The following is a 21,868-nucleotide window of genomic DNA, read 5'->3' as shown; positions in this document are numbered from 1 at the left end:
AAATCAAACGGTTCCCTTCGGTTCCGGTCGCCGGGTCACTCGGCGGCGCCGTCGCTGACGTGCCGCAGCCGCGCGGCCCGGTGCAGAACGCGCGATAATTCCTCGATCGAATAGGGCTTTTGCACGAGATCGCACCCGGCCGCGCCCTCCTGTGACAGGGCCTGGCTGTAGCCGGTGGTCAACACGACCGGCACGGCGATGCCGCGCTCGCGGATCGCCCGTACCAAATCGAGCCCGGTCATCCCGGGCATCACCACGTCCGAGAGCACGACGTCGAAGCGATCCGCGTCCACGGCGAGCTCGGCAAGCGCATCGGCGGCATTGTCGATCAGCGTGATGCAGTAGCCGAGCTCGGTGAGGCCATCGGCGGCGAAATTGGCAAGCTCGATATTGTCCTCGACCACCAGCACCGACATGCCGGTACCGGCCATTGCCGGCGCAGTGTTGGGCGCCTGGCGCTGCGGCAGCAGCTCCGGCGGCACGCGCGGCAGGTAGAGCGAGAAGGTGCTGCCGTGTCCTACCTCGCTCGTGACAGTCACTTCGCCGCCGGACTGCCGGGCGAAGCCGAACACCTGGGACAGGCCGAGACCGGTGCCGTGGCCGACCTGCTTGGTGGTGAAGAACGGCTCGAAGATGCGTCCGAGCCGTGCGGCGGGAATGCCGACACCGGTGTCGCTGACGTTGACGCGGACGAAGCCATGGTTTGCCAAGGTCTGGCTCGCCGAAAGCTTCGCCAGCGTGTCCGGAACCGTCGTTGCGGCCTCGACGCTGAAAACGATCGTGCCTTTGCCCCGCATGGCATCGCGCGCGTTGGTGGCCATGTTGATCAGCGCGGTCTCGAACTGGCTGGCATCGGCATCGACGAGGTACGGTTCCGCCGGTAGCTGCATGGCGATCTCGATCGCGGGACCCAGCAGCGTGGCGAGCATGTCGTGCAGCGATTGCACCCGCGCACCGACGTCGAACACCTCCGGCTTCAGGGTCTGGCGCCGCGCAAAGGCGAGCAGCTGCGAGGTCAGCTTGGCCGCGCGCGCGACCGAATCCGCAATGGCCGTGATGTAGCGCTGACGGCGCTCCTCCGTCAGCTGCGGCCGGTTCAAGAGGTCGACCGAGGCGCGGATCACGGTCAGGAGGTTGTTGAAGTCGTGCGCGACGCCGCCGGTGAGCTGGCCGAGCGCCTCCAAGCGCTGGCTGTGCCTGAGCGCCTCCTCGGCCTCGCGCCGCTTTGCAGCTTCCGCCTGAAGGTGCCGCGTTCGCCGCAACGCGAGCGCCAGCAACAGAAACAGCAGCGCGGTGGCGGGAACGCCGAACACCAGATGCTGGCCCATGGTGGCGAACCAGCGCGCGCGGATCGCCGAGGTCTCGAGCCCGGCACTGACATAGATCGGATATTCGGCGACATGCCGGTAGGCGATGCGCCGCTCGATGCCGTCCGAGGGCCAGCCGATGGTGATGAGGCCGTGCTCGGGTTGAGCCGAGATCTTCTGGCCCAGCGGTCCGGCCGGATCGAGCCGAAGCTCGCGGTCAAGCCGGGGGAAATGCGTGAGCATCGCGCCATCGGTGCGGCCCATCGCGAAGAAGCTGCCGGGATCCGATCCAATTCTGGCGTAGAAACTCTCGAAATATTCCGGCAGGACCGAGGCCTGGATCACGCCGATGAAACTGCCGTCGTCGGAGTCGCGGCGGCGGCTGACCCCGAAGAAGCGCGCGCCCTGATAGGGTGGCCGTGGCGTCAGGGCCGTGCCGATGAAAGTGCCGATGCTATGGTCGATGTGGGCGTAGAAGTAATCGCGATCGGCAAAGCTGAGGTCCGGCGGCGGCGAGACGAGGCTGTTGACCAGCGCTTTTCCGTTCGCATCGAAGATCCAGGCCGATTTCAGCTGCGGCAGCGCATCGGTCAGCCGCTTGAGGCGCCGATGCAGTGCCGGTTCCCGCGCGCGGATGATGTCGTCCGGCAAGCCGCGCACGACCTCGTTGAGCTCGGCGAGGCTGCGGTCGATGGTCTCGAACACCTTGAGCGCGTGCTCATGAGCGACATCGACCGTCCGCTCGATCTCCCGGTCGGCGATATCTCTGGTGGACGTGTAGGAGATCGTGGCGGCAACGGCGAAGAGCGCAATCGGCAGCGCCAGGGATGCCGCCATCATCCACTGCAACAGCCTCAGCGAGTTGCGTTGCGCCCTCTGCACAGTCGCTCCGGTCCCTGATCGTAAGCTTAACTGAATTTCGCGCCGGGAAGGAAGTCGGTTGCGATCGTAACCATTGGTTGCAATTTTATGGATTCGCCCGCCGTGCGGGTCAAGAACGATTCTACTCAAATGGGGGCAGGTCTTGGAATGTCATGCATGATCGGCCAAGGGGCGGCAAGTTCGTGGCATGCAGAGCGACGGAGCGGAGGCCGGCGCATCCGCTCTCCAACGCGCTACCGGAGGGCGGCGTCAGATATCGTGCTCGTCGCGCAGCGCGCGGGCCGCCTTCTCCCCGATGATGACGCACGGCGCCATCGTGTTCCCGGTGGTGATCCGCGGCATCACCGAGCCGTCGGCGATGCGAAGCCGGTCGATGCCGTAGACCTTGAGCTTGCCATCGACCACGGACATCGCATCACGTCCCATCTTCGCCGAGCATGTCTGATGCCAGTAGGTCACCGCGGAGTCGCGCACGAAGCGTTCCATCTCGGCGCCACCGAGAGGTCCGGGCATCGACTCGCGCGCCACCAGCGGCTCGAAGGCGCTTGTATTGCCAAGCGCACGGCAAACATCGACGCAGGCGATCGCCGTCTTCACATCGTCAGGATGCGACAGCATGTTGGCTTCGATCCGCGGCGTCGCAAGCGGCTCGGCGTTTCGGAGCCTCACCCTGCCTCGGCTCTTCGGCAAGGCAAGGCCGGCGAACATCGTCCAGCCATGGGCAGGCGCCCGGCCGGCCGTCTCGGGGCTCGGCACGGGAAACTCGACCTGGCAGAACAGCAGGTCGGGAGACTTGAGCGCGGAATCGGATTTCCAATAGAGTGTCGCCCCGTTGCCGGTGTTGCGCGGCGCGATCGGCTCGCGATATTCCCAGATGCATCCGAACGATACGTGATCCTGCAGGTTCTGCCCGACACCGGGCAGGTGCTGGACCACGGGTATACCAAGCGTTCGAAGCTCGTTCTCATCGCCGATGCCGGAGCGCATCAGCACGGACGGTGTCTGGATTGCACCGAGTGCGAGCACGACCTCCCTGGACACGTTGATCCGCAATGTCCTGCCGTCACGCACCGCCTCGATGCCGACGGCCCTCCCGCGTTCGAGCAGGACGCGGGAGACCTGCGTGCCGGTCAGCAGGGTGAGATTGGGCCGATCGAGATAGGGATAAGTATAAGCGCGGAAGATGGAATGGCGTCGGCCGTTGCGGACCAGGATATCTGTAACGGCGCAGCCGCCTTCGCCCTCCATCATCTCACCATTGGAGCTTTCGAAAGTCGGAATACCGATCTCCTCTGCTGCATCGAGCATCGCCAGGGCGGCGGGACCGGGATTCGGTGACGGCTGCACGAAGACGGGGCCCCCGGTGCCGCGATGGCGTGGATCGGGCTTGCCTTGCCAGTTCTCGATCTGCCGGAAGATCTTCGAGACTGCGTCGTAACCCCAGGATTGATCGCCGGTTTCCTCGGCGAAGAAATCCCAATCACTGCGGTGACCCCGCGCCCACAGCATCACATTGATGCTGGAGCCGCCGCCGAGAACCTTGCCCATCGACATTGGAAGCGCACGGCCGTTCAAATGCGGATTGGGCTCTGCGACAAAGCCCCAATCGGTCGCGCTCCCGAGGTTGCCCGGCCAAGCCGCCGGCTCCATGACGGTCGGCACCTCGTCGCTTCCCCCTGCTTCGATCAGCAGAACAGTGACGGAGAGATTTTCGGCGAGGCGGCGCGCGACGACCGACCCGGAACTGCCAGCGCCGCAAACGACGAAGTCGTAACGGCCGCTGGAATTTTCGTGGAGGCGACGCTGATTGGCAGCAACGCGGTCAGCAAACTCCGGAAGATCGGAAGGCAGAAAGTCACTCATGAGGATGCTCCAGACAAATCGACGGTGCGGGAGACGCAACGCGCCAGGGAAGACGGCGGTAAGGGAGATGAAGAGGGGGGCGTCGCCGGGACGAAGCTCGGTCGAGAGGCGTCACGGATCGCGACATTCCCGTGGTTGAGAGTGTGTGGAGCGGCCAGCCGCGCGGCGGCTCGGCTTGCGCGAGGACGATTCGCCGGGCGGCCCAGGGCCAGAGCCCGGCTTCTTCCAGAGGAAGACGTGCCTCTCGGCAGTTCGCATCTGCCATGCAGTACGAAGCAATCCTATCAGATTTATCAAATCTATCGTTATCATCAGATTTATCAAAATAGCAGCTATCGGCTCTTGTCAACACAAGTGGGAGCACGACATTGTGAGGCCTGGGACGAGGCCGGCCGGCGCGCGGTCGGGGGTAAAGATGGATGGTATGGCCAAGGACATTCTGACGACGGCGGAGGCTGCCAAGATACTGGGCGTCTCCGTCCGGACGGCGCAGCTGCTGATCGAAGGCGGCTCGATCCCGTCCTGGAAAACGCCGGGGGGTCATCGCCGCGTCTACCGCCGCGACGTTCTCGGGCTGATCGCCGGCTCCGGCGAGCCGCCGATGCTTGCTTCCGCCCGGGTGATCCTCGTTGCACGGCAAGAACGCATGGCTGATTACAAGGCGGCCTTGGCGAAGGTCAATTTCTGTGTCGTCGAGAGTTACTCCGACATCTACACCGCGCTGCTTGCGATCGGCACGCGGTTGCCGGCTGCCGTTGTGATCGAAGCCGAAACATCGGACGCCAGCAGACTCGCCATGCTGGAGAGCCTGCGCGCCGATCCATCAGTCGGCAGTACCGAGATCCTTGTCGTTGGGCGCTCGGCTGCGACCCGGCGATCAGGCGGGAGCGGGCCGGGCTCCAGAACGACGGTGTTCGTCGACGAATTGCCGGCGTTGCCTGCAGCCATCGAAGCCCTTTTCAAGGCCGCCGCCGCACACCCCTTTCCGTTCGAGACGCCGCCTTCCTTTCCCTTCCCGGACAATGAGGGCCAGCGGCTTCTCGCACTCGAACGCTCTGGCCTCGTCGACACGCCGCCTGAAGATTCATTCGATCGCCTGACCTGGCTGGCGGCGCACAGCCTTGATGCTCCCGTGGCACTGCTGACGATGCTGACCCCGACCCGACAATGGTTCAAGTCGCGCTATGGGCTCGATATGGTCGATACGCCGCGCGGCTGGGCGTTCTGCAACTACACCATTCTGCAGAAAGGTATCACGGTCGCCGAGAACCTCGCGACCGACTCGCGTTTTGCGGAGAATCCGGCGGTGAAGGGTGAGCTGGGGTTTCGGTTCTACGCTGGCTGCCCAGTCAGCGATCCCGACGGCTTTACCCTGGGATCGCTCTGCGTGATCGACACTCGGCCACGCGCGCTAGACGAGACGCAGAAGCAGATACTTGCCAATCTCGCCGCGCTCGCCTCGGACGAGATTAAGTTGCGCGCCACGGACCGCCAACTGCGCTGGGCAATCGAACGCGGGAACTCAAAGCCTGGCGCGGCGGCAGCGTCGCCCCTGCCTGGCACCAAGCGTGTCGTGGAGCATCAATAAAGCGCGATGGGATCGGGTGATCGACGTCGCGCCTGGATCATCGTTTGAGAATGATCTTATGCTTCGGTTCTGATTCGATCAGAACCGACAACACTCCGGGCCGCACTGAGACGCGTCGTCGCTCACACAGGGCCAATCAGATCTGGCGCTCGACCATCTTGAGCTTGAGCTCCGCGATGGCTTCCGCCGGGTTCAGTCCCTTCGGGCACGCCTTGGCGCAGTTCATGATGGTGTGGCAGCGGTAGAGGCGGAACGGGTCCTCGAGATTGTCGAGACGCTCGCCGGTTGCCTCGTCGCGGGAATCGGAGACCCAGCGGTTGGCCTGGAGCAGCGCGGCAGGTCCGAGATAGCGCTCGCTGTTCCACCAATAGCTCGGGCACGAGGTCGAGCAGCAGGCGCACAGGATGCACTCGTAGAGGCCGTCGAGCTTCTCGCGGTCCTCGTGGCTCTGGCGCCATTCCTTCTGCGGCGTCGGCGAGGTCGTCTTCAGCCAGGGCTCGATCGACGCATACTGGGCGTAGAAGTTGGTGAGGTCGGGGACGAGGTCCTTCACCACCGGCTGGTGCGGCAGCGGATTGATCTTCACTGCGCCGTCCTTGACGTCGTGCATCGAGCGGGTGCAGGCCAGCGTGTTCTGGCCGTCGATGTTCATGGCGCAAGAGCCGCAGACGCCTTCACGGCAGGAGCGGCGGAAGGTCAGCGACGGGTCGATGTGGTTCTTGATCCAGATCAGGCCGTCCAGCACCATCGGACCGCAATCATTGGTGTCGACGTAATAGGTGTCGACGCTCGGATTCTTGCCGTCGTCGGGATTCCAGCGATAGACCTTGAACTCGCGGAGCTCGGTCGCGCCCGCAGGCTTCGGCCAGGTCTTGCCGCCAGTGATCTTGGAATTCTTCGGAAGTGCGAATTCAACCATTGCTCTAACCTTTCGTCATTCCGGGATGGTCCGACGGACCAGACCCGGAATCTCGAGATTCCGGGTTCGATGCTGCGCATCGCCCCGGAATGACGGCTACTATTCGATCAGTACACGCGCGCCTTCGGCGGGATGTACTGTACGTCGTTGGTCATGGTGTAGTCGTGAACCGGGCGATATTCGATCCTGACCTTGCCGGCATCGTCCAGCCAGGCCAGCGTGTGCTTCATCCAGTTCTTGTCGTCGCGCTCGGAGAAGTCCTCGCGCGCATGGGCGCCGCGGCTCTCGGTGCGGTTGGCGGCCGAGTTCATCGTCACCACCGCCTGCGAGATCAGGTTGTCGAACTCCAGTGTCTCGACGAGGTCCGAATTCCACACCAGCGAGCGGTCGGACACGGCGATGTCGGTGATGCCGCTGTGGACCTTCGCGATCAGGTTCTGGCCCTCGCTCAAGACTTCGCCGGTGCGGAACACCGCGCAATTGCTCTGCATCACGTGCTGCATGCCCTCGCGCAGCTTCGCGGTCGGCGTGCCGCCAGAGGCGTAGCGGAAATGGTCGAGGCGGCCGAGCGCCATCTCGGCCGAGTTCGCCGGCAGCTCGGGCTGCTTGCCGTTCGGCGTCAGCTTCTCGGCGAGGCGGAGCGCCGCGGCGCGGCCGAACACGACGAGGTCGATCAGCGAGTTGGAGCCGAGCCGGTTGGCGCCGTGCACGGAGACGCAGGCGGCTTCGCCGATCGCCATCAGGCCGGGGATGACCGCGTTGTCGTCGCCGTCCCTCTTGGTCAGGACTTCGCCGTGATAATTCGTGGGGATGCCGCCCATGTTGTAGTGCACCGTCGGCACGATCGGGATCGGCTCGCGCGTCACGTCGACATTGGCGAAGATCTTTGCGGATTCCGAGATGCCCGGCAGGCGCTCGGCCAGCACGGCGGGATCGAGATGGTCGAGATGCAGGAAGATGTGATCCTTCTTCTTGCCGACGCCGCGTCCCTCGCGGATCTCGATCGTCATCGCGCGCGAGACCACGTCGCGCGAGGCAAGGTCCTTCGCCGACGGCGCATAGCGCTCCATGAAGCGCTCGCCCTCGGAGTTGACGAGATAGCCGCCTTCGCCGCGCGCGCCTTCGGTGACGAGGCAGCCCGAGCCGTAGATGCCGGTCGGATGGAACTGCACGAACTCCATGTCCTGCAGCGGCAGGCCGGCGCGCAGCACCATGCCGCCGCCGTCGCCGGTGCAGGTGTGCGCCGAGGTGCAGGAGGCGTAGGCGCGGCCATAGCCGCCGGTGGCGAGGATCACGGTCTGGGCGCGGAAGCGGTGCAGCGTGCCGTCGTCGAGCTTGATCGCGATGACGCCACGGCAGGTGCCCTGGTCGTCCATGATCAGGTCGATGGCGAAGAATTCGATGAAGAATTCGGCCGCGTGGCGCAGCGACTGGCCGTACATGGTGTGCAGCATCGCGTGGCCGGTGCGGTCGGCGGCGGCGCAGGTGCGCTGCGCCTGGCCCTTGCCGTAGTCCAGGGTCATGCCGCCGAACGGGCGCTGGTAGATCTTGCCGTCCTCGGTGCGCGAGAACGGCACGCCCCAATGCTCGAGCTCGTAGACCGCCTCGGGCGCGTTGCGCACCATGTATTCGATCGCGTCCTGGTCGCCCAGCCAGTCCGACCCCTTCACGGTGTCGTACATGTGCCAGCGCCAGTCGTCCTTGTGCATGTTGCCGAGCGAGGCGGAGATGCCGCCCTGCGCCGCGACCGTGTGCGAGCGGGTCGGAAACACTTTCGTGATGCAGGCGGTGCGAAGTCCGGCCTCGCTGCAGCCGACCACCGCGCGCAGGCCGGCACCGCCGGCGCCGACCACGACGACGTCGTAGGTGTGGTCCTCGATCGGATAGGCTTTGCCGTTGGTGGCGGGAGCGCCGTTGCCCGTGCCATTCGTTGTGGCGGCCATGGGTTACACTCCGGAAGAAAGTTTCAGGATCGCATAGGTCGAGGCGAGTGCGACGGCGATCGAGAAGAAGTTGTTGAGCATGATCGCGGTGAGCTTCAGCTTCTCGTTATGGACGTAGTCCTCGATCACCACCTGCATCCCGATCTTCATGTGCCAGGCGCTGGCGAAGATGAAGAGCAGCAGGATCACCGCGATCGGCAGCGAGCCGAGGATCTGGGCCGCGCCGGCCTGGTTGCGGCCGAGCAGCATCATCACGATGACCAAGACCGGAATCATCAGCAGCGTCATGGCGACGCCGGTGATGCGCTGGCGCCAGAAATCGGAGGTGCCGGAATGCGCCGCGCCGAGATTGCGGACGCGGCCGAGCGGGGTGCGCATGGACGGCGGCTTGGGAGAGCCGTGGGATTCGCTGTAGCTCATCGTCCGCCTCCGATCGCATAGGCGATGATCCAGATCAGCACCGTCAGCACGATGCCGCCGATCAGCGCGCCCCAGGTCAGGGCTTCGCGCTCGTTGGCCTTGAAGCCGTAGCCGAGGTCCCACACGAAATGCCGGATGCCGCTCAGCATATGGTGCATCAGCGCCCAGGTGTAGCCGAACACGATCAGGCGGCCGATGATGCTGCCGGTGAAGGCCTGGACGTGGGCGTAGGCGGTCGGGCCGGAGGCTGCCGCGATCAGCCACCAGGCCAGCAGCAGCGTTCCGACGTAAAGAGCGATGCCGGTGGCACGGTGAACGATGGACAGCGCCATCGTCAGGGTCCAGCGATAGGTTTGGATGTGCGGCGAAAGCGGTCGTTCGATCCGTGCGGTCATGGGCGGCTTTTGATGTTTGTTGCGGCCCAGCATGGGGCGCGCGGGGATCGCGAAAGGTCGGCTCTATTTACGGAGTCGATTTGGCCGGCGCAATCACCAAATCGCCATAAATCGAACTTGGGTTCAGCTCTATGGTCTTGATGAACCAAGGCCAATCCGGCTCTTGGTATACCAGACCGGCGGTCCACCAGTCAAGATAGGAATATAAATTCATATTTTGGGTCGACCAGGCAAGTCGCATTGAAATCGCTATTGGAACGCCTCTAATCCACCCATTTGCCATCGGCGGTTCGTGCCGGCCAGCGCATCGGCGCAGCCTGCCGCTCATTTCCTGGGACGGATCTTCGCACGCAGCTCAACGGCGCCTTGGCGCGCTGACAGCCGATATGCGCAGCCTGCATTCCACCCCAGCCGGGCTGCCCCGGCGTGTCGACCAGATCAGGCAGATCGCCTACAGCTTTGCCCGCAGCTAGATCCGAGCCGATGCTTCGGAGCAGCTGCGCAAGTCGGCGGGGCAGGTCGGGGTGATTGCGGGTCTCGATATCAAGGAAATCGTCGAGCTCGCGCTGCTGCTGATCGCAACGGGCGCGCTCTCGGGATTTCTGGCCGGCGTGTTCGGCATCGGCGGCGGCGCGATCCTCGTGCCGGTTTTCTATGAATGCTTCCGCATCGCCGGCGTGCCGCTCGAGGTGCGGATGCCGCTGTGTGTCGGCACTTCGCTCGCCGTGATTATCCCGACCTCGATCCGCTCGTTCCAGGCGCATTACAAGCGCGGGGCGGTCGACATGTCGATCCTGCGCGTCTGGTGGCTGCCGATCGTGATCGGCGTCCTCGCCGGCAGCGTCATCGCGCGCTACGCGCCGGAGCGGCTGTTCAAGATCGTGTTCGTGGCCGTCGTCTGGTCAGCCGCGGTCCGGCTGATCTTCGCGCGCGAGACCTGGAAGCTCGACGATGATCTGCCGAAGGGCCCATTGATGCGCGTCTATGGCTTCTGCGTCGGCATCTTGTCGACCTTGATGGGCATCGGCGGCGGCCTGTTCTCGAACCTGCTGATGACCTTCTATAGCCGTCCGATCCATCAGGCCGTCGCGACCTCGTCGGCGCTCGCGGTGCTGATCTCGATTCCCGGCGCGCTCGGCTACATCTATGCCGGCTGGCCGGCGGCGGCGAAATATCCGGCCGTCGCGGCCCTGCAGGCTCCCTTCGCGCTCGGCTACGTCTCGCTGATTGGTGCCGTGCTGGTGATGCCGATGAGCCTCGTCACCGCGCCGCTGGGCGTGAAAGCCGCGCATGCGATGTCGAAGCGCACGCTGGAGGCCGCGTTCGGGTGTTATCTGTTGATCGTGGGCAGCCGGTTTGTGCTGAGTCTGGTGGGCGGACAGTAGCCGTCACACCCTCCGTCATTGCGAGCGTAGCGAAGCAATCCAGAATCTTTCCGCGGAGGCCGTCTGGATTGCTTCGTCGCAAGGGCTCCTCGCAATGACGAAAGCTAAAGCGTCTCACTTCTTCGCGTAGATATCCTTGTACGCGTCACGCAGCACGTTCTTCTGCACCTTGCCCATGGTATTCCGCGGCAGCTCGTCGACGACGAAGACGCGCTTGGGCATCTTGAACTTGGCGAGCCGGCCATCGAGCGCCTTGAGCACCGAGGCTTCGCTGACATCGGCACCCTTGTTGCAAACGAGAACCGCCGTGACGCCCTCGCCGAAATCGGCATGCGGCACGCCGATCACGGCGGATTCGACCACGCCCGGCATGGCGTCGATCTCGCTCTCGATCTCCTTCGGGTACACATTGAAACCGCCGGAGATCACGAGATCCTTGCCGCGGCCGAGGATGTGGACGTACCCCTTGCCGTCGATCTTGCCGAGATCGCCGGTGATGAAGAAGCCGTCGGGCCGGAACTCGGCCTTGGTCTTCTCCGGCATGCGCCAATAGCCCTTGAAGACGTTCGGGCCCTTCACCTCGATCATGCCGATCTCCTCGCGCGGCAATTCCTTGCCGGTCTCGGGATCGGTGACGCGAACGGAGACGCCGGGAAGCGGGAAACCGACCGCGCCGGGCACGCGCTCGCCGTCGTAGGGGTTCGACGTGTTCATGTTGGTTTCGGTCATGCCGTAGCGCTCGAGCACCGCATGTCCCGTGCGCGCCGACCATTCGCGATGGGTGTCGGCGAGCAGCGGCGCCGAGCCCGAGACGAACAGCCGCATGTGCTTCGTGGTCTCGCGCGACAGCGCGGGGTTCTGCAGCAGGCGGGTGTAGAAGGTCGGCACGCCCATCAGCACCGTGGCGCGCGCCATCAGCTTGATGATCAGATCCGGGTCGAGCTTCGGCAGGAAGATCATCGACGCCCGCGCAAACAGCGTCACGTTCGTCGCCACGAACAGGCCATGCGTATGGTAGATCGGCAGCGCGTGGATCAGGACGTCCTTGTCGGTGAAGCGCCAATAATCGACGAGCGAGAGCGAGTTCGACGCCAAATTATCGTGCGTCAGCATCGCGCCCTTGGAGCGGCCGGTGGTCCCCGAGGTGTAGAGGATCGCGGCGAGATCGTCGTTTTCGCGCGCCACTGTCGCGAATTCGCCGCTCGCCTTGTCGGCGGCCTCCGTCAGCGAGCCCTTGCCGTCGGGCCCGAGTGTCTCGACCTTGGCCTTCACCTTGGCGGCAATCGGGGCGAGGCCTTCTGCCTTGGAGGGATCGCACACCACGAGCGCCGGCTCGGCATCGCAGATGAAGTAGTCGAGCTCGTTCAGGGTATAGGCGGTGTTCAGCGGCAGATAGACCGCGCCGGCGCGCACGGTGCCGAGATACAGCACGATATTGGCGACCGACTTTTCCACCTGCACCGCGACGCGGTCGCCCGGCTTCACGCCGCGGGCGACCAGCACGTTGGCCATCTGCCCCGCGCGCGCCATCAGATCGCCATAGCTGATATGAGCGCCGTCATGCGTCTCGATCGCGAGCCGCTTCGGATCGTCCAGGCCATCGAACAGGCGGGAAAACAGGTTGGCGTTGGCAGCTTGGTTCATGCAACATTCCTCGCCGGCAGAGGCCGGTCAAAACCGAGGGCTGGATTAGCAAAAACCGCCCCGCAGAAGCAACGGAGACAGTTTGCATGTTAAAAAACGGGAAACGCGTGGCCTGGGTCACGGGCGGCGGCAGCGGGATCGGGGAAGCCGGCGCCGAGGCGTTGGCTGCCGACGGCTGGACGGTGGTGGTCTCGGGCCGCCGCAAGGATGCCCTGGATACCGTGGTTGCCAGGATCATAGGGACGGGCGGAGCGGCCGAGGCCATTGCGCTCGACGTCTCCAATGCGGCCGAGGCCCAGAAGGCGGCCGATCAGATCGTCGCAAAGCACGGCCGCATCGACCTGCTGGTCAACAATGCCGGCATCAATCTTCCCAAGCGCAGCTGGAAGGACATGGAACTGGAGGGCTGGGACAAGCTGGTCCAGGTCAATCTCAACGGCGTGCTCTATTGCATGCGCGCCGTGCTGCCGACGATGCGCAAGCAGCAGGACGGCGCGATCATCAACGTCTCGTCCTGGGCCGGTCGCCACGTCTCGAAGATGCCGGGCCCGGCCTACACCACGACCAAGCACGCGGTGCTGGCGCTGACCCATTCCTTCAACATGGATGAATGCGTCAACGGCCTGCGCGCCTGCTGCCTGATGCCGGGCGAGGTGGCGACCCCGATCCTGAAGCTGCGCCCGGTGGTGCCGAGCGAGGAGGACCAGGCGAAGATGCTGCAATCCGAAGACCTCGGCCGCACCATCGCCTTCATCGCGTCGATGCCGCCGCGTGTGTGCATCAACGAGCTCCTGATCAGCCCGACGCATAATCGCGGCTTCATCCAGACGCCGAACAACAGGGATTGAGACGCGACGACCGCGCGGCAATCTCTCCTCGTCGTCCCGGGGCGCGACAAAGTCGCGAGCCCGGGACCCATAACCACAGGGAGTGGTTTGGCGAAGACTCGGAGTGACCGTCTCGCGCGACAGCCTCTTCCTGTGGCTATGGATCCCGGATCTGCGCTCCGCTTCGCTGCGCTTGTCCGGGACGACGGCGGAGAGTTTGGCGCACACTCCCCGCACGAACATCCCCACGCATAGTTTCACCCATCACAAAGAATTTTTCTCCGAAACCGCATCGCAAACCCTCCCGTAGTTCGGTCCAACGACGGCACTGCTGCATCACTTCTCAACTGTCGCAGTCGCCGTTGTTGCCCAACTCAAACGCCGGCCATCGCCGGTCACCATTCAATCGGGAGACTTTCCATGTCGAAGCGCATTGCCTATCTCGCTGCCGCCGCCTTCAGCGCCCTCGCCATCACCGCGACCGTCGTCGCGCCGGCCAGCGCCGAGGAGAAGACCGTCATGGTCGGCGGCGCTGCGATGTTCCCGTCGAAGAACATCGTGCAGAACGCGGTCAACTCCAAGGACCACACCACGCTGGTGGCGGCCGTGAAGGCGGCGGGCCTGGTGCCGACGCTGGAAAGCAAGGGTCCGTTCACGGTGTTCGCGCCGACCAACGCCGCCTTCGGCAAGCTGCCGGCCGGCACCGTCGACAATCTGGTCAAGCCCGAGAACAAGGCGACGCTGACCAAGATTCTCACCTATCATGTCGTGCCCGGCAAGCTCGCGGCCTCCGACCTCACCGACGGGAAGAAGATGAAGACCGCGGAGGGCGAGGAACTGACGGTGAAGAAGATGGACGGCAAGACCTGGATCGTCGATGCCAAGGGCGGCACCTCGATGGTGACTATCTCCAACGTCAACCAGTCGAATGGCGTGATCCATGTGGTCGACACCGTGCTGATGCCGGCGACGTAACACCGCGCCCCTGTTTCATCCCCGAACAGGGTGCTTTGAGACGGCGAGCCGGGGGTGCCCGGCTCGCTTTTTTGTGACCACGATAGGCTCGCGGCATCGATTCCATGCCGGACAGGGCGTAACGAAAGCGGAAACTTCGGCGTATAATTACCTTCAGTCGATCTTCAGGACGGAACCAGCATGGCGAGTCTCACAGTCACCGACGAGCGCGTCGGGGCCACCCCGGTCAAAGTGATCCAGCCGGCCTGGGTGCGGATCATGCACTGGGTCAACGCGCTTGCCATGATCCTGATGATCCTGTCGGGCTGGCAGATCTACAATGCCTCGCCGCTGTTCGGCTTCAGCTTCCCGCGCGAATATACACTCGGCGGCTGGCTCGGCGGCGGCCTGCTCTGGCACTTCGCGGCGATGTGGCTCTTGATGATCAACGGTCTCGCCTATCTCGTCACCGGCTTCGTCACCGGCCGCTTCGCTAAGAAGCTGCTGCCGATCACGGCGTCCGGCGTGCTTCACGACGTCAGGGCGGCGCTGACCTTCAAGCTCGGCCATGACGATCTCACCGTCTACAACTACGTGCAGCGCGTGCTGTATGCGGGCATCATCGTGGTCGGCGTGCTGATCGTGTTGTCAGGACTTGCGATATGGAAGCCGGTGCAGCTCTATTACCTCGTGATGCTGTTCGGCGATTATCCGGCCGCGCGCTATGTCCACTTCTTCTGCATGGCCGCGATCTGCGCATTCCTCGTCATTCACGTTCTGCTCGCGCTGCTGGTGCCGAAGAGCCTGCGCGCCATGATCATCGGTCGCTGAGGAGGAGACTATGGCAAAGCGCTCATTCCTGATCCCCGGCGTCGACAAGCGGCTCCTGATCAAGGACTCCCTCAAGACGATGCCCGATGTCACCCGCCGCCGCTTGATCGCGGGCGGTGCCAGTCTCGGGGCGCTGACGCTGCTCACCGGCTGCGACGTCGTCGACTCGTCCTCGGCCGAAACCATGCTCGCCAAGGTCTCGAAGTTCAACGACGCCGTGCAGGCCTTCATCTTCAATCCGGATGCGCTGGCGCCGACCTTCCCCGAGAGCGCGATCACGAAGCCGTTTCCGTTCAACGCCTATTACGATCTCGACGACGCGCCCGATATCGACGGCAAAGACTGGAAGCTCGAGGTGCGCGGTCTCGTCGACAACAAGAAGTCCTGGACGCTGGACGAGCTCTACAAGCTGCCGCAGGTCACGCAGATCACGCGTCACATCTGCGTCGAGGGCTGGAGTGCGATCGGCAGCTGGACCGGGACGCCCATGCGCGACTTCCTCAAGCTGATCGGCGCCGACACCCGCGCCAAATATGTCTGGTTCCAGTGCGCCGACAAGGACGGCTACAACTCGCCGCTCGACATGCGCTCCGCGCTGCATCCGCAGACCCAGATGACATTCAAATATGCGAGCGAGATCCTGCCGCGCGCCTACGGTTTCCCGATGAAGATCCGCGTGCCGACCAAGCTCGGCTTCAAGAACCCGAAATACGTGGTCTCGATGGAAGTCACCAACGACTACAAGGGCGGCTATTGGGAAGACCAGGGGTACAATTCGTTTAGTGGAAGCTAACCTCGAACTCCGCTGCCGTAGGGTGGATTAGCCGAGCGGCTGTGCGAAGCGCAGTCGCTTGGCGTAATCCACCATGCTTCAGCGTTCGCCGAACGAAGTTGGTGGATCACGCTTCGCTAATCCACCCTACGGCACCGGTTGCTTGGCGGGTCCCACCTTCCTTTGGCACAGCGACAGCACCGCCCCGAGCGCCAGCAACCCCGCCGACACGTTCAGCGCGTAGCTCAGGCTCCCCAGCGCATCCGTGATCGCGCCGACCACGATCGGCCCCAGCGTCTGGCCGACGCCGAACGAGATCGTCATCGCGGCGATCGCGGTCGGCCACACCTCGGATGGATAGTTGAAGCGCACGAAGGCCGTGGTCGAGCCGACCACGGCGAAGAAGGCGACGCCGAACACGACGGCGGAGACCGCGAGCCATGCCGGCGAATGCCCGAGGATCGGCAGGGCCGCGCCCAGCGCGTTGGTACCGAGGATGATGGCGGTGGCGAGGCCGCCGCGGTCCAGCGCCAGCACGCCGCGCCAGGCCCAGGGCGTGACGAAGGCGCTCAGCCCGATCAGGCTCCAGAACGCGGCCTGCGCCGCGGCCCCGCCGCCGCCGTCGCGCACATAGGCGATCATGAAGGTCATGTAGGCGATGTAGCCGGCGCCGAACAGGAAATAGCTGGCGAGGTAGATCAGCACGGGGAGGATCGCGAACGACGCGTGGCTGCCTTCCGAGAAGCGGACGCTGCTCTCGATGCGGATCAGGAACAGCGGGATCGTCATCGCGACGGACAGCAGCGTCAGCGCCCACCAGACGATCCACCACGAGCCCGGCCCGAAATATTGCAGCGTGAACGGAGCGATCAGGCCGGAGGCGAGAATGCCGATGCCGGGCCCGGCGTAGAACAGGCTCAGCAGGAAATTGGCCCGCGCGGGCTGCGACTGCGCGATGGTGGCGGCCAGCGCGCCGCCGGCGACGAAGCCGACTGCCGCGCCCAGGCCCAGCACGAGACGGGCCAGGCTCAGCGCAACGAAATTGCCCGATAGGGCGCACGTCGCGAGCGCGGCGACGCAGGCCAGGGTCCCGCCGCGGATCGCCGCGGACCAGCCGATGCGCTGGATCAGCCGGGACGCCACCAGCGCGCCCACGAGATAGCCGACGGCGTTGATCGTGTTCATGAAACCGGCGGCCGAATAGGACCAGCCGAGGTCCTCCCGCATGTCGGGCAGCACCAGCGCATAGGCAAAGCGGCCGATGCCGAGCCCGACCGTCGCCGCCAGCGACAGGGTCAGGATCAGCCGCGCAGGATGCGGGTTGGGCGTGGGGCGCTCAGGGGCGTGCAAGGGGTACTCCGGCGCCGGCACTGTGGCAGGCCCTGCCTGTCTTGCACAGCCGCGCGGCGGCAATGGTGTCTTGCCAAGCGCGCAACGCCGCTCTAGCACTCCGGCCGAACCGTCATTCCGGGGCGCGCGCAGCGCGAGCCCGGAATCCATTTCACCGCTTGCGCTGTGGCCTGATGGATTCCGGGCTCGCTCGCTTTGCTCGCGCCCCGGAATGACGAGAGAGGATCGAAAAGGACACGACCATGGCGACCCACAAATTGCTGCTGCTCCCCGGCGACGGTATCGGCCCCGAGGTGATGGGCGAGGTGAAGCGGCTGATCGACTGGCTCAATGCGGCCGGGATCGCCAAGTTCGAGACCGACACCGGCCTCGTCGGCGGCTCCGCCTATGACGCCCACAAGGTGTCGATCTCCGAGGGCGACATGGCCAAGGCGAAGGACGCCGACGCCGTGATCTTCGGCGCGGTCGGCGGCCCGAAATGGGATACGGTTCCGTACGAGGTGCGCCCCGAAGCCGGCCTGCTTCGCCTGCGCAAGGATCTCGCTCTGTTCGCCAACCTGCGTCCCGCAATGTGCTACCCGGCGCTGGCCGATGCCTCCAGCCTGAAGCGCGAGGCGGTCGAGGGGCTCGACATCATGATCGTGCGCGAGCTCACCGGCGGCGTCTATTTCGGCGAGCCCAAGACCATCACCGATCTCGGCAACGGCCAGAAGCGCGCCATCGATACCCAGGTCTACGACACCTACGAGATCGAGCGCATCGGCCGCGTTGCCTTCGAGCTTGCCAGGAAGCGCAAGAACAAGGTGACGTCGATGGAGAAGCGCAACGTCATGAAGTCGGGCGTGCTCTGGAACGAGGTCATGACCCAGGTCCACAAGCGCGAATACCCCGATGTCACGCTCGAGCATCAGCTGGCCGATTCCGGCGGCATGATGCTGGTGAAATGGCCGAAGCAGTTCGACGTCATCGTGACAGACAATTTGTTCGGCGACATGCTGTCCGACATCGCGGCGATGTTGACGGGGTCGCTCGGCATGCTGCCCTCGGCTTCGCTCGGAGAGATCGACGTCAAGAGCAAGAAGCGCAAGGCGCTGTACGAGCCCGTGCACGGCTCCGCCCCTGATATCGCCGGCAAGGGTCTCGCCAATCCGATCGCGATGATCTCGTCCTTCGGCATGGCGCTGCGCTATTCCTTCGACATGGGCGATCTCGCCGACAAGGTCGATGCCGCGATCGCCGCGGTGCTCGCCAGCGGCCTGCGCACCGCCGACATCAAGTCGGAAGGCACCACGGCTGCTTCCACCACGCAGATGGGCGAAACGATCCTGAAGGAATTGCAGAAGCTGCACGCATAAGGCGGCAAGCACCGCACTCGTAGGGTGGGTTAGTCGTGCGGGCTGCGCGAAGCGCAGACCGCGGGGCGTAACCCACCTCTTCTGTCGCCGCGGCAACTAACGTGGTGGGTTACGCCTTCGGCTAACCCACCCTACGGCACCTGCACTCGGAGCCATCTCATGGATTCACCCCGCCCCAAGATCGCGGAAACCATCGTCCATGAAACGGTGCGGCTGCGCGAGGCGCAGATCGGGCGCCGTTGCGAGGTGCTCGCGGGCACGCGCATCGAATATGCCTCGCTCGACGACTACTCCTATCTGGGCGAGAGTTGCGACGTCGCCGACGCGGTGATCGGCAAGTTCACGGCCATCGCCAACGCGGTGCGGATCGGCGCGCCCAATCATCCGATGGGCCGGCCGTCCCAGCATCGCTTCACCTATTGCCCCGAATATTACGATGCGAGCGCGACGCGCGACCGCGACTTCTTCGCGGAGCGCCGCGGCGACCGCGTCATCGTCGGCAACGACGTCTGGATCGGGCACGCCGCAATCCTGCTGCCGGGCGTGAGCGTCGGCGACGGCGCGGTGATTGCTGCAGGCGCCGTCGTCAGCCGCGATGTCGAGCCCTACACCATCGTCGGCGGCGTTCCCGCGCGCCCCATCCGCAGGCGCTTTGCCGAGTCCGTCGCGGCAAGCTTGCGCCGGATCGCCTGGTGGGATTGGCCGGATGCGCTCATCTTCGAGCGCCTCGGCGATTTCCGCTCCGAGGCGATCGAGGAATTTTGCAGGCGTTACGACCCGGCGGCCAACGCGTGAGGCAGACCATCTCATCACAACAAAAAAGGCCGGGCGAGAGCCCGGCCATTTTGATTCGGGTCGCCTTGCGTCCGCTCAGTACAGCGGGAAGTTCTGCGGATAGCCGCCGACATCGCCTGGCGGCGAGAGCGGCTGGCGATCGATCGGGCGGTTGAGATTCTCGCGGGCGAAGGACGGATAACCCACGGCCGGCGGGAAAGCGTAGTCGCTAAACTTGCGGTCGCCCGGATTGACCTCGGTGCCGCCATCCAGCCAGGAGCGCTTGCTCACATAGATGCGGGTGCGGCCCTGCTGATAGACCGCGTTGGGGCCGCTCGGGCCGTAGATGGGCCGGCCGCGATCGTCATAGCGCTGCTTGGACTTGGTGTCGGCCGAGGCCGGAGTCGCGAACGCGATGGCAATTGCGGCGCCCGCCGCAAGCCAGGTCGCCAATTTGTTCGCGGCAGAAAATTTCGAGCTCATCACGTCCCCTTCAGGCGGCAGGCCGCCAGTCGATTTCACCGCATACTAGCCCGGCGGGGGTGACTGCAACTAGGTCAATTGGGTCACACCAGCGGGGAATAATCGTGCGCATCAGCAAAAGTTGCATGCAAACCAGCTACTTGAGCTTGATGCTGATCAAAGCGCTCCGCGCAATTGCGCGTTCGCGGCGCCCAGCAGCCAGTCCGCCGGGCCTGCGGGGTCACAGCGGCCGCGTTTCAGCTCGGCATGGGCGAACAATTCCGCCAGCCTGGGCTCGTTGCCCGAGGCCAGCAGCGTCAGCCGGTTCAGCGTGCAGGCGATCGCCGCGCGCCGGCTGGGCAGGCCGTCGCCCTGGCAGGTGAAGCCGGAGATCTGGAGCGCCGGCTCCTCGCTGCGCTTGAGGTAGCCGAGACAGGCCTGCGCGCCCTCCATTGTGCCGGTTGGCCGGAACAGGGCGACGGGGCCGAATTTGGTGTCGATCAGGCCGGCCTGCTCGAGCGCGGTGGCCGCGCCCAAGCCCATCCGGGCGGCGAGATCCGCGGTCGCCGGACGGGTCACGTCGAATTCGGCGCCCTGGCGGTAGATTTCGAGCTCGGCGACGGGCCTGCCCGCGTCATCGCTCCAGCGCAGCACGTCCCTGCGGCCGCCTTCGGGGTGCCTCAGGATGATGTAAGATGCTGTTTTATCAGAAGAATCGTTTCGACTGACGGCGAAGGCCGGGTGCGAACGGTCAGCTACGCTCCAGCCCGGTTTCCCGGCCGGCTCGTGGTCGCGCAGATCGGGCAGCTGGCCCAGCGCTGCGAGGGCGAGGATGGCAAACAGCGCGAGCGCCCCCACATAGGCGAACAGGTGCGCCAGCGTGCCGACGACCTCGTCGGCGAAGGCGAGCAGCGCCAGCTGGATGGCGGTCCGGGTAGGGCTCACGGCCATGCTGGCCTCAGGCGACTGCATCCACGTCCCTAAGGCATGGTCCAACGTTGTCTTGAGGCCGGTTCTCGCATAGAAGCGCTGCTCTTCCTGTTTAAGCGTCAGCTTCAGGAACGGGCTTTTTCATCGGAGAGTGAACGATGGGTTACAAAGTCGCAGTGGTCGGCGCGACCGGCAATGTCGGACGGGAAATGCTCAACATCCTGGATGAGCGCAAATTTCCCGCGGACGAGGTCGTGGCCCTGGCCTCGCGCCGCAGCGTCGGCGTCGAGGTCTCCTATGGCGACCGTACCCTGAAGGTCAAAGCGCTCGAGCACTACGATTTCTCCGACGTCGACATCTGCCTGATGTCGGCGGGCGGTGCGGTGTCGAAGGAATGGTCGCCGAAGATCGGCGCCGCCGGCACCGTGGTGATCGACAACTCCTCGGCCTGGCGCATGGATCCGGACGTGCCGCTGATCGTGCCGGAAGTGAACGCGGCTGCGACGGAAGGCTTCAAGAAGAAGAACATCATCGCCAACCCGAACTGCTCGACCGCGCAGCTCGTGGTCGCGCTCAAGCCGCTGCACGACAAGGCCACGATCAAGCGCGTCGTGGTCTCGACCTATCAATCGGTGTCGGGCGCCGGCAAGGACGCGATGGACGAGCTGTTCTCGCAGACCAAGGCCGTCTACACCAATGACGAGCTGGTCGCGAAGAAATTTCCCAAGCGCATCGCCTTCAACGTCATCCCCCACATCGATGTCTTCATGGAGGACGGCTACACCAAGGAAGAGTGGAAGATGATGGCGGAGACCAAGAAGATTCTTGATCCCAAGATCAAGCTTACGGCCACCTGCGTGCGCGTGCCGGTGTTCGTCGGCCACTCCGAGGCCGTCAACATCGAGTTCGAGAACCCGATCAGCGCGGACGAAGCCCGCAACATCCTGCGCACCTCGCCGGGCTGCCTCGTCATCGACAAGCAGGAGCCCGGCGGCTACGCCACGCCCTATGAGGCGGCCGGCGAGGATGCCACCTATATCAGCCGCATCCGCGAGGACGCGACCGTGGAGAACGGTCTGGTGCTCTGGTGCGTGTCGGACAATCTGCGCAAGGGCGCCGCGCTCAATGCGATCCAGATCGCCGAAGTGCTGATCAACCGCAAACTGATCAGCGCGAAGAAGAAGGCGGCGTAAGCCGCCGCTCGGCGGTCACACCCCTCTCGTCGTCCCGGATCTGCGCTCCGCCCTGGACAACGCTACGCGTTGCC

19 protein-coding genes are annotated in these 21,868 nt (G+C 64.6%); 9 read left to right on the top strand and 10 right to left on the bottom strand.

Features of this window, described 5'->3' with window-relative positions; all coding sequences use genetic code 11:
* Nucleotides 1-35: 35 nt before the first annotated feature.
* Both IVB23_RS20290 and IVB23_RS20285 read right to left on the bottom strand, forming a co-directional pair.
* Entirely contained in the window at nucleotides 36-2,189 is a 2,154-nt protein-coding gene (locus IVB23_RS20290) for a hybrid sensor histidine kinase/response regulator (protein ID WP_247799798.1), read from the bottom strand.
* A gap of 249 nt (nucleotides 2,190-2,438) precedes the next feature.
* Entirely contained in the window at nucleotides 2,439-4,052 is a 1,614-nt protein-coding gene (locus IVB23_RS20285; protein ID WP_247799797.1) for a GMC family oxidoreductase N-terminal domain-containing protein, read from the bottom strand.
* Nucleotides 4,053-4,476: 424 nt separating this feature from the next.
* On the opposite strand from IVB23_RS20285, the gene IVB23_RS20280 reads away from it, so the two are divergent.
* Nucleotides 4,477-5,640 carry a GAF domain-containing protein gene (locus IVB23_RS20280; RefSeq protein WP_247799796.1) on the top strand — a complete coding sequence of 388 codons (1,164 nt, stop codon included), beginning with the start codon at nucleotides 4,477-4,479 and terminating at the stop codon, nucleotides 5,638-5,640.
* 136 nt (nucleotides 5,641-5,776) lie between these two features.
* Here IVB23_RS20280 and IVB23_RS20275 read toward each other — a convergent pair whose 3' ends face one another.
* The 4 genes from IVB23_RS20275 to sdhC form a co-directional block, all read right to left on the bottom strand.
* The gene (locus tag IVB23_RS20275; RefSeq protein ID WP_027573040.1) at nucleotides 5,777-6,559 is read right to left on the bottom strand and encodes a succinate dehydrogenase iron-sulfur subunit; all 783 of its coding nucleotides are present in this window, start codon (nucleotides 6,557-6,559) and stop codon (nucleotides 5,777-5,779) included.
* 107 nt (nucleotides 6,560-6,666) lie between these two features.
* Nucleotides 6,667-8,502: a succinate dehydrogenase flavoprotein subunit gene (sdhA, locus tag IVB23_RS20270; protein ID WP_197965088.1), complete on the bottom strand. Its 1,836-nt coding sequence runs from the start codon at nucleotides 8,500-8,502 to the stop codon at nucleotides 6,667-6,669.
* A 3-nt stretch (nucleotides 8,503-8,505) separates the two neighbouring features.
* Nucleotides 8,506-8,922: a succinate dehydrogenase, hydrophobic membrane anchor protein gene (sdhD, locus tag IVB23_RS20265; protein WP_061880144.1), complete on the bottom strand. Its 417-nt coding sequence runs from the start codon at nucleotides 8,920-8,922 to the stop codon at nucleotides 8,506-8,508.
* Nucleotides 8,919-9,317 (bottom strand): succinate dehydrogenase, cytochrome b556 subunit, encoded by a 399-nt coding sequence (gene sdhC, locus IVB23_RS20260; protein ID WP_061880145.1) that lies wholly within the window; start codon nucleotides 9,315-9,317, stop codon nucleotides 8,919-8,921. The genes sdhD and sdhC overlap by 4 nt, the downstream gene beginning before the upstream one ends.
* Nucleotides 9,318-9,841: 524 nt before the next feature.
* Here sdhC and IVB23_RS20255 point away from each other — a divergent pair.
* The gene (locus IVB23_RS20255) at nucleotides 9,842-10,702 is read left to right on the top strand and encodes a sulfite exporter TauE/SafE family protein (protein WP_247799795.1); all 861 of its coding nucleotides are present in this window, start codon (nucleotides 9,842-9,844) and stop codon (nucleotides 10,700-10,702) included.
* Between the two features lie 114 nt (nucleotides 10,703-10,816).
* On the opposite strand, the gene IVB23_RS20250 is transcribed toward IVB23_RS20255, so the two are convergent.
* Nucleotides 10,817-12,346, bottom strand: a complete 1,530-nt coding sequence (locus tag IVB23_RS20250; protein WP_247799794.1) for a malonyl-CoA synthase — start codon at nucleotides 12,344-12,346, stop codon at nucleotides 10,817-10,819.
* A gap of 86 nt (nucleotides 12,347-12,432) precedes the next feature.
* Here IVB23_RS20250 and IVB23_RS20245 point away from each other — a divergent pair, with 86 nt between their 5' ends.
* The 4 genes from IVB23_RS20245 (at nucleotide 12,433) to IVB23_RS20230 (ending at nucleotide 15,751) form a co-directional block, all read left to right on the top strand.
* The gene (locus IVB23_RS20245; RefSeq protein ID WP_247799793.1) at nucleotides 12,433-13,194 is read left to right on the top strand and encodes an SDR family oxidoreductase; all 762 of its coding nucleotides are present in this window, start codon (nucleotides 12,433-12,435) and stop codon (nucleotides 13,192-13,194) included.
* Nucleotides 13,195-13,593: 399 nt separating this feature from the next.
* The gene (locus tag IVB23_RS20240; RefSeq protein WP_028179646.1) at nucleotides 13,594-14,148 is read left to right on the top strand and encodes a fasciclin domain-containing protein; all 555 of its coding nucleotides are present in this window, start codon (nucleotides 13,594-13,596) and stop codon (nucleotides 14,146-14,148) included.
* 180 nt (nucleotides 14,149-14,328) lie between these two features.
* A complete protein-coding gene (locus IVB23_RS20235; RefSeq protein ID WP_247799792.1) occupies nucleotides 14,329-14,958 on the top strand; it encodes a cytochrome b/b6 domain-containing protein in 630 nt (209 codons plus the stop codon).
* A gap of 10 nt (nucleotides 14,959-14,968) precedes the next feature.
* Complete coding sequence (locus tag IVB23_RS20230; protein ID WP_247799791.1) at nucleotides 14,969-15,751, top strand: molybdopterin-binding protein; 783 nt, start codon at nucleotides 14,969-14,971, stop codon at nucleotides 15,749-15,751.
* Between the two features lie 126 nt (nucleotides 15,752-15,877).
* Here the strand turns inward: IVB23_RS20230 and IVB23_RS20225 are convergent, their stop codons facing one another.
* Nucleotides 15,878-17,080 (bottom strand): YbfB/YjiJ family MFS transporter, encoded by a 1,203-nt coding sequence (locus IVB23_RS20225; protein WP_197965094.1) that lies wholly within the window; start codon nucleotides 17,078-17,080, stop codon nucleotides 15,878-15,880.
* Between the two features lie 242 nt (nucleotides 17,081-17,322).
* Between IVB23_RS20225 and leuB the strand changes: the two genes are divergently transcribed.
* Nucleotides 17,323-18,435 carry a 3-isopropylmalate dehydrogenase gene (gene leuB, locus IVB23_RS20220; protein WP_247799790.1) on the top strand — a complete coding sequence of 371 codons (1,113 nt, stop codon included), beginning with the start codon at nucleotides 17,323-17,325 and terminating at the stop codon, nucleotides 18,433-18,435.
* 159 nt (nucleotides 18,436-18,594) lie between these two features.
* Complete coding sequence (locus IVB23_RS20215; RefSeq protein ID WP_247799789.1) at nucleotides 18,595-19,230, top strand: DapH/DapD/GlmU-related protein; 636 nt, start codon at nucleotides 18,595-18,597, stop codon at nucleotides 19,228-19,230.
* Nucleotides 19,231-19,305: 75 nt separating this feature from the next.
* On the opposite strand, the gene IVB23_RS20210 is transcribed toward IVB23_RS20215, so the two are convergent.
* Both IVB23_RS20210 and IVB23_RS20205 read right to left on the bottom strand, forming a co-directional pair.
* On the bottom strand, nucleotides 19,306-19,692 hold the full coding sequence (locus IVB23_RS20210) for a hypothetical protein (protein WP_247799788.1): 387 nt from the start codon (nucleotides 19,690-19,692) through the stop codon (nucleotides 19,306-19,308).
* Nucleotides 19,693-19,848: 156 nt separating this feature from the next.
* Nucleotides 19,849-20,643 carry a hypothetical protein gene (locus IVB23_RS20205; RefSeq protein ID WP_247799787.1) on the bottom strand — a complete coding sequence of 265 codons (795 nt, stop codon included), beginning with the start codon at nucleotides 20,641-20,643 and terminating at the stop codon, nucleotides 19,849-19,851.
* A gap of 116 nt (nucleotides 20,644-20,759) precedes the next feature.
* On the opposite strand from IVB23_RS20205, the gene IVB23_RS20200 reads away from it, so the two are divergent.
* Entirely contained in the window at nucleotides 20,760-21,794 is a 1,035-nt protein-coding gene (locus IVB23_RS20200; protein WP_247799786.1) for an aspartate-semialdehyde dehydrogenase, read from the top strand.
* Nucleotides 21,795-21,868: the final 74 nt, after the last annotated feature.

The organism is Bradyrhizobium sp. 191 (genome assembly GCF_023100985.1).
In the GTDB taxonomy this organism is placed as follows: domain Bacteria; phylum Pseudomonadota; class Alphaproteobacteria; order Rhizobiales; family Xanthobacteraceae; genus Bradyrhizobium; species Bradyrhizobium diversitatis.
This window is presented reverse-complemented; position numbering and strand designations above follow the sequence as displayed.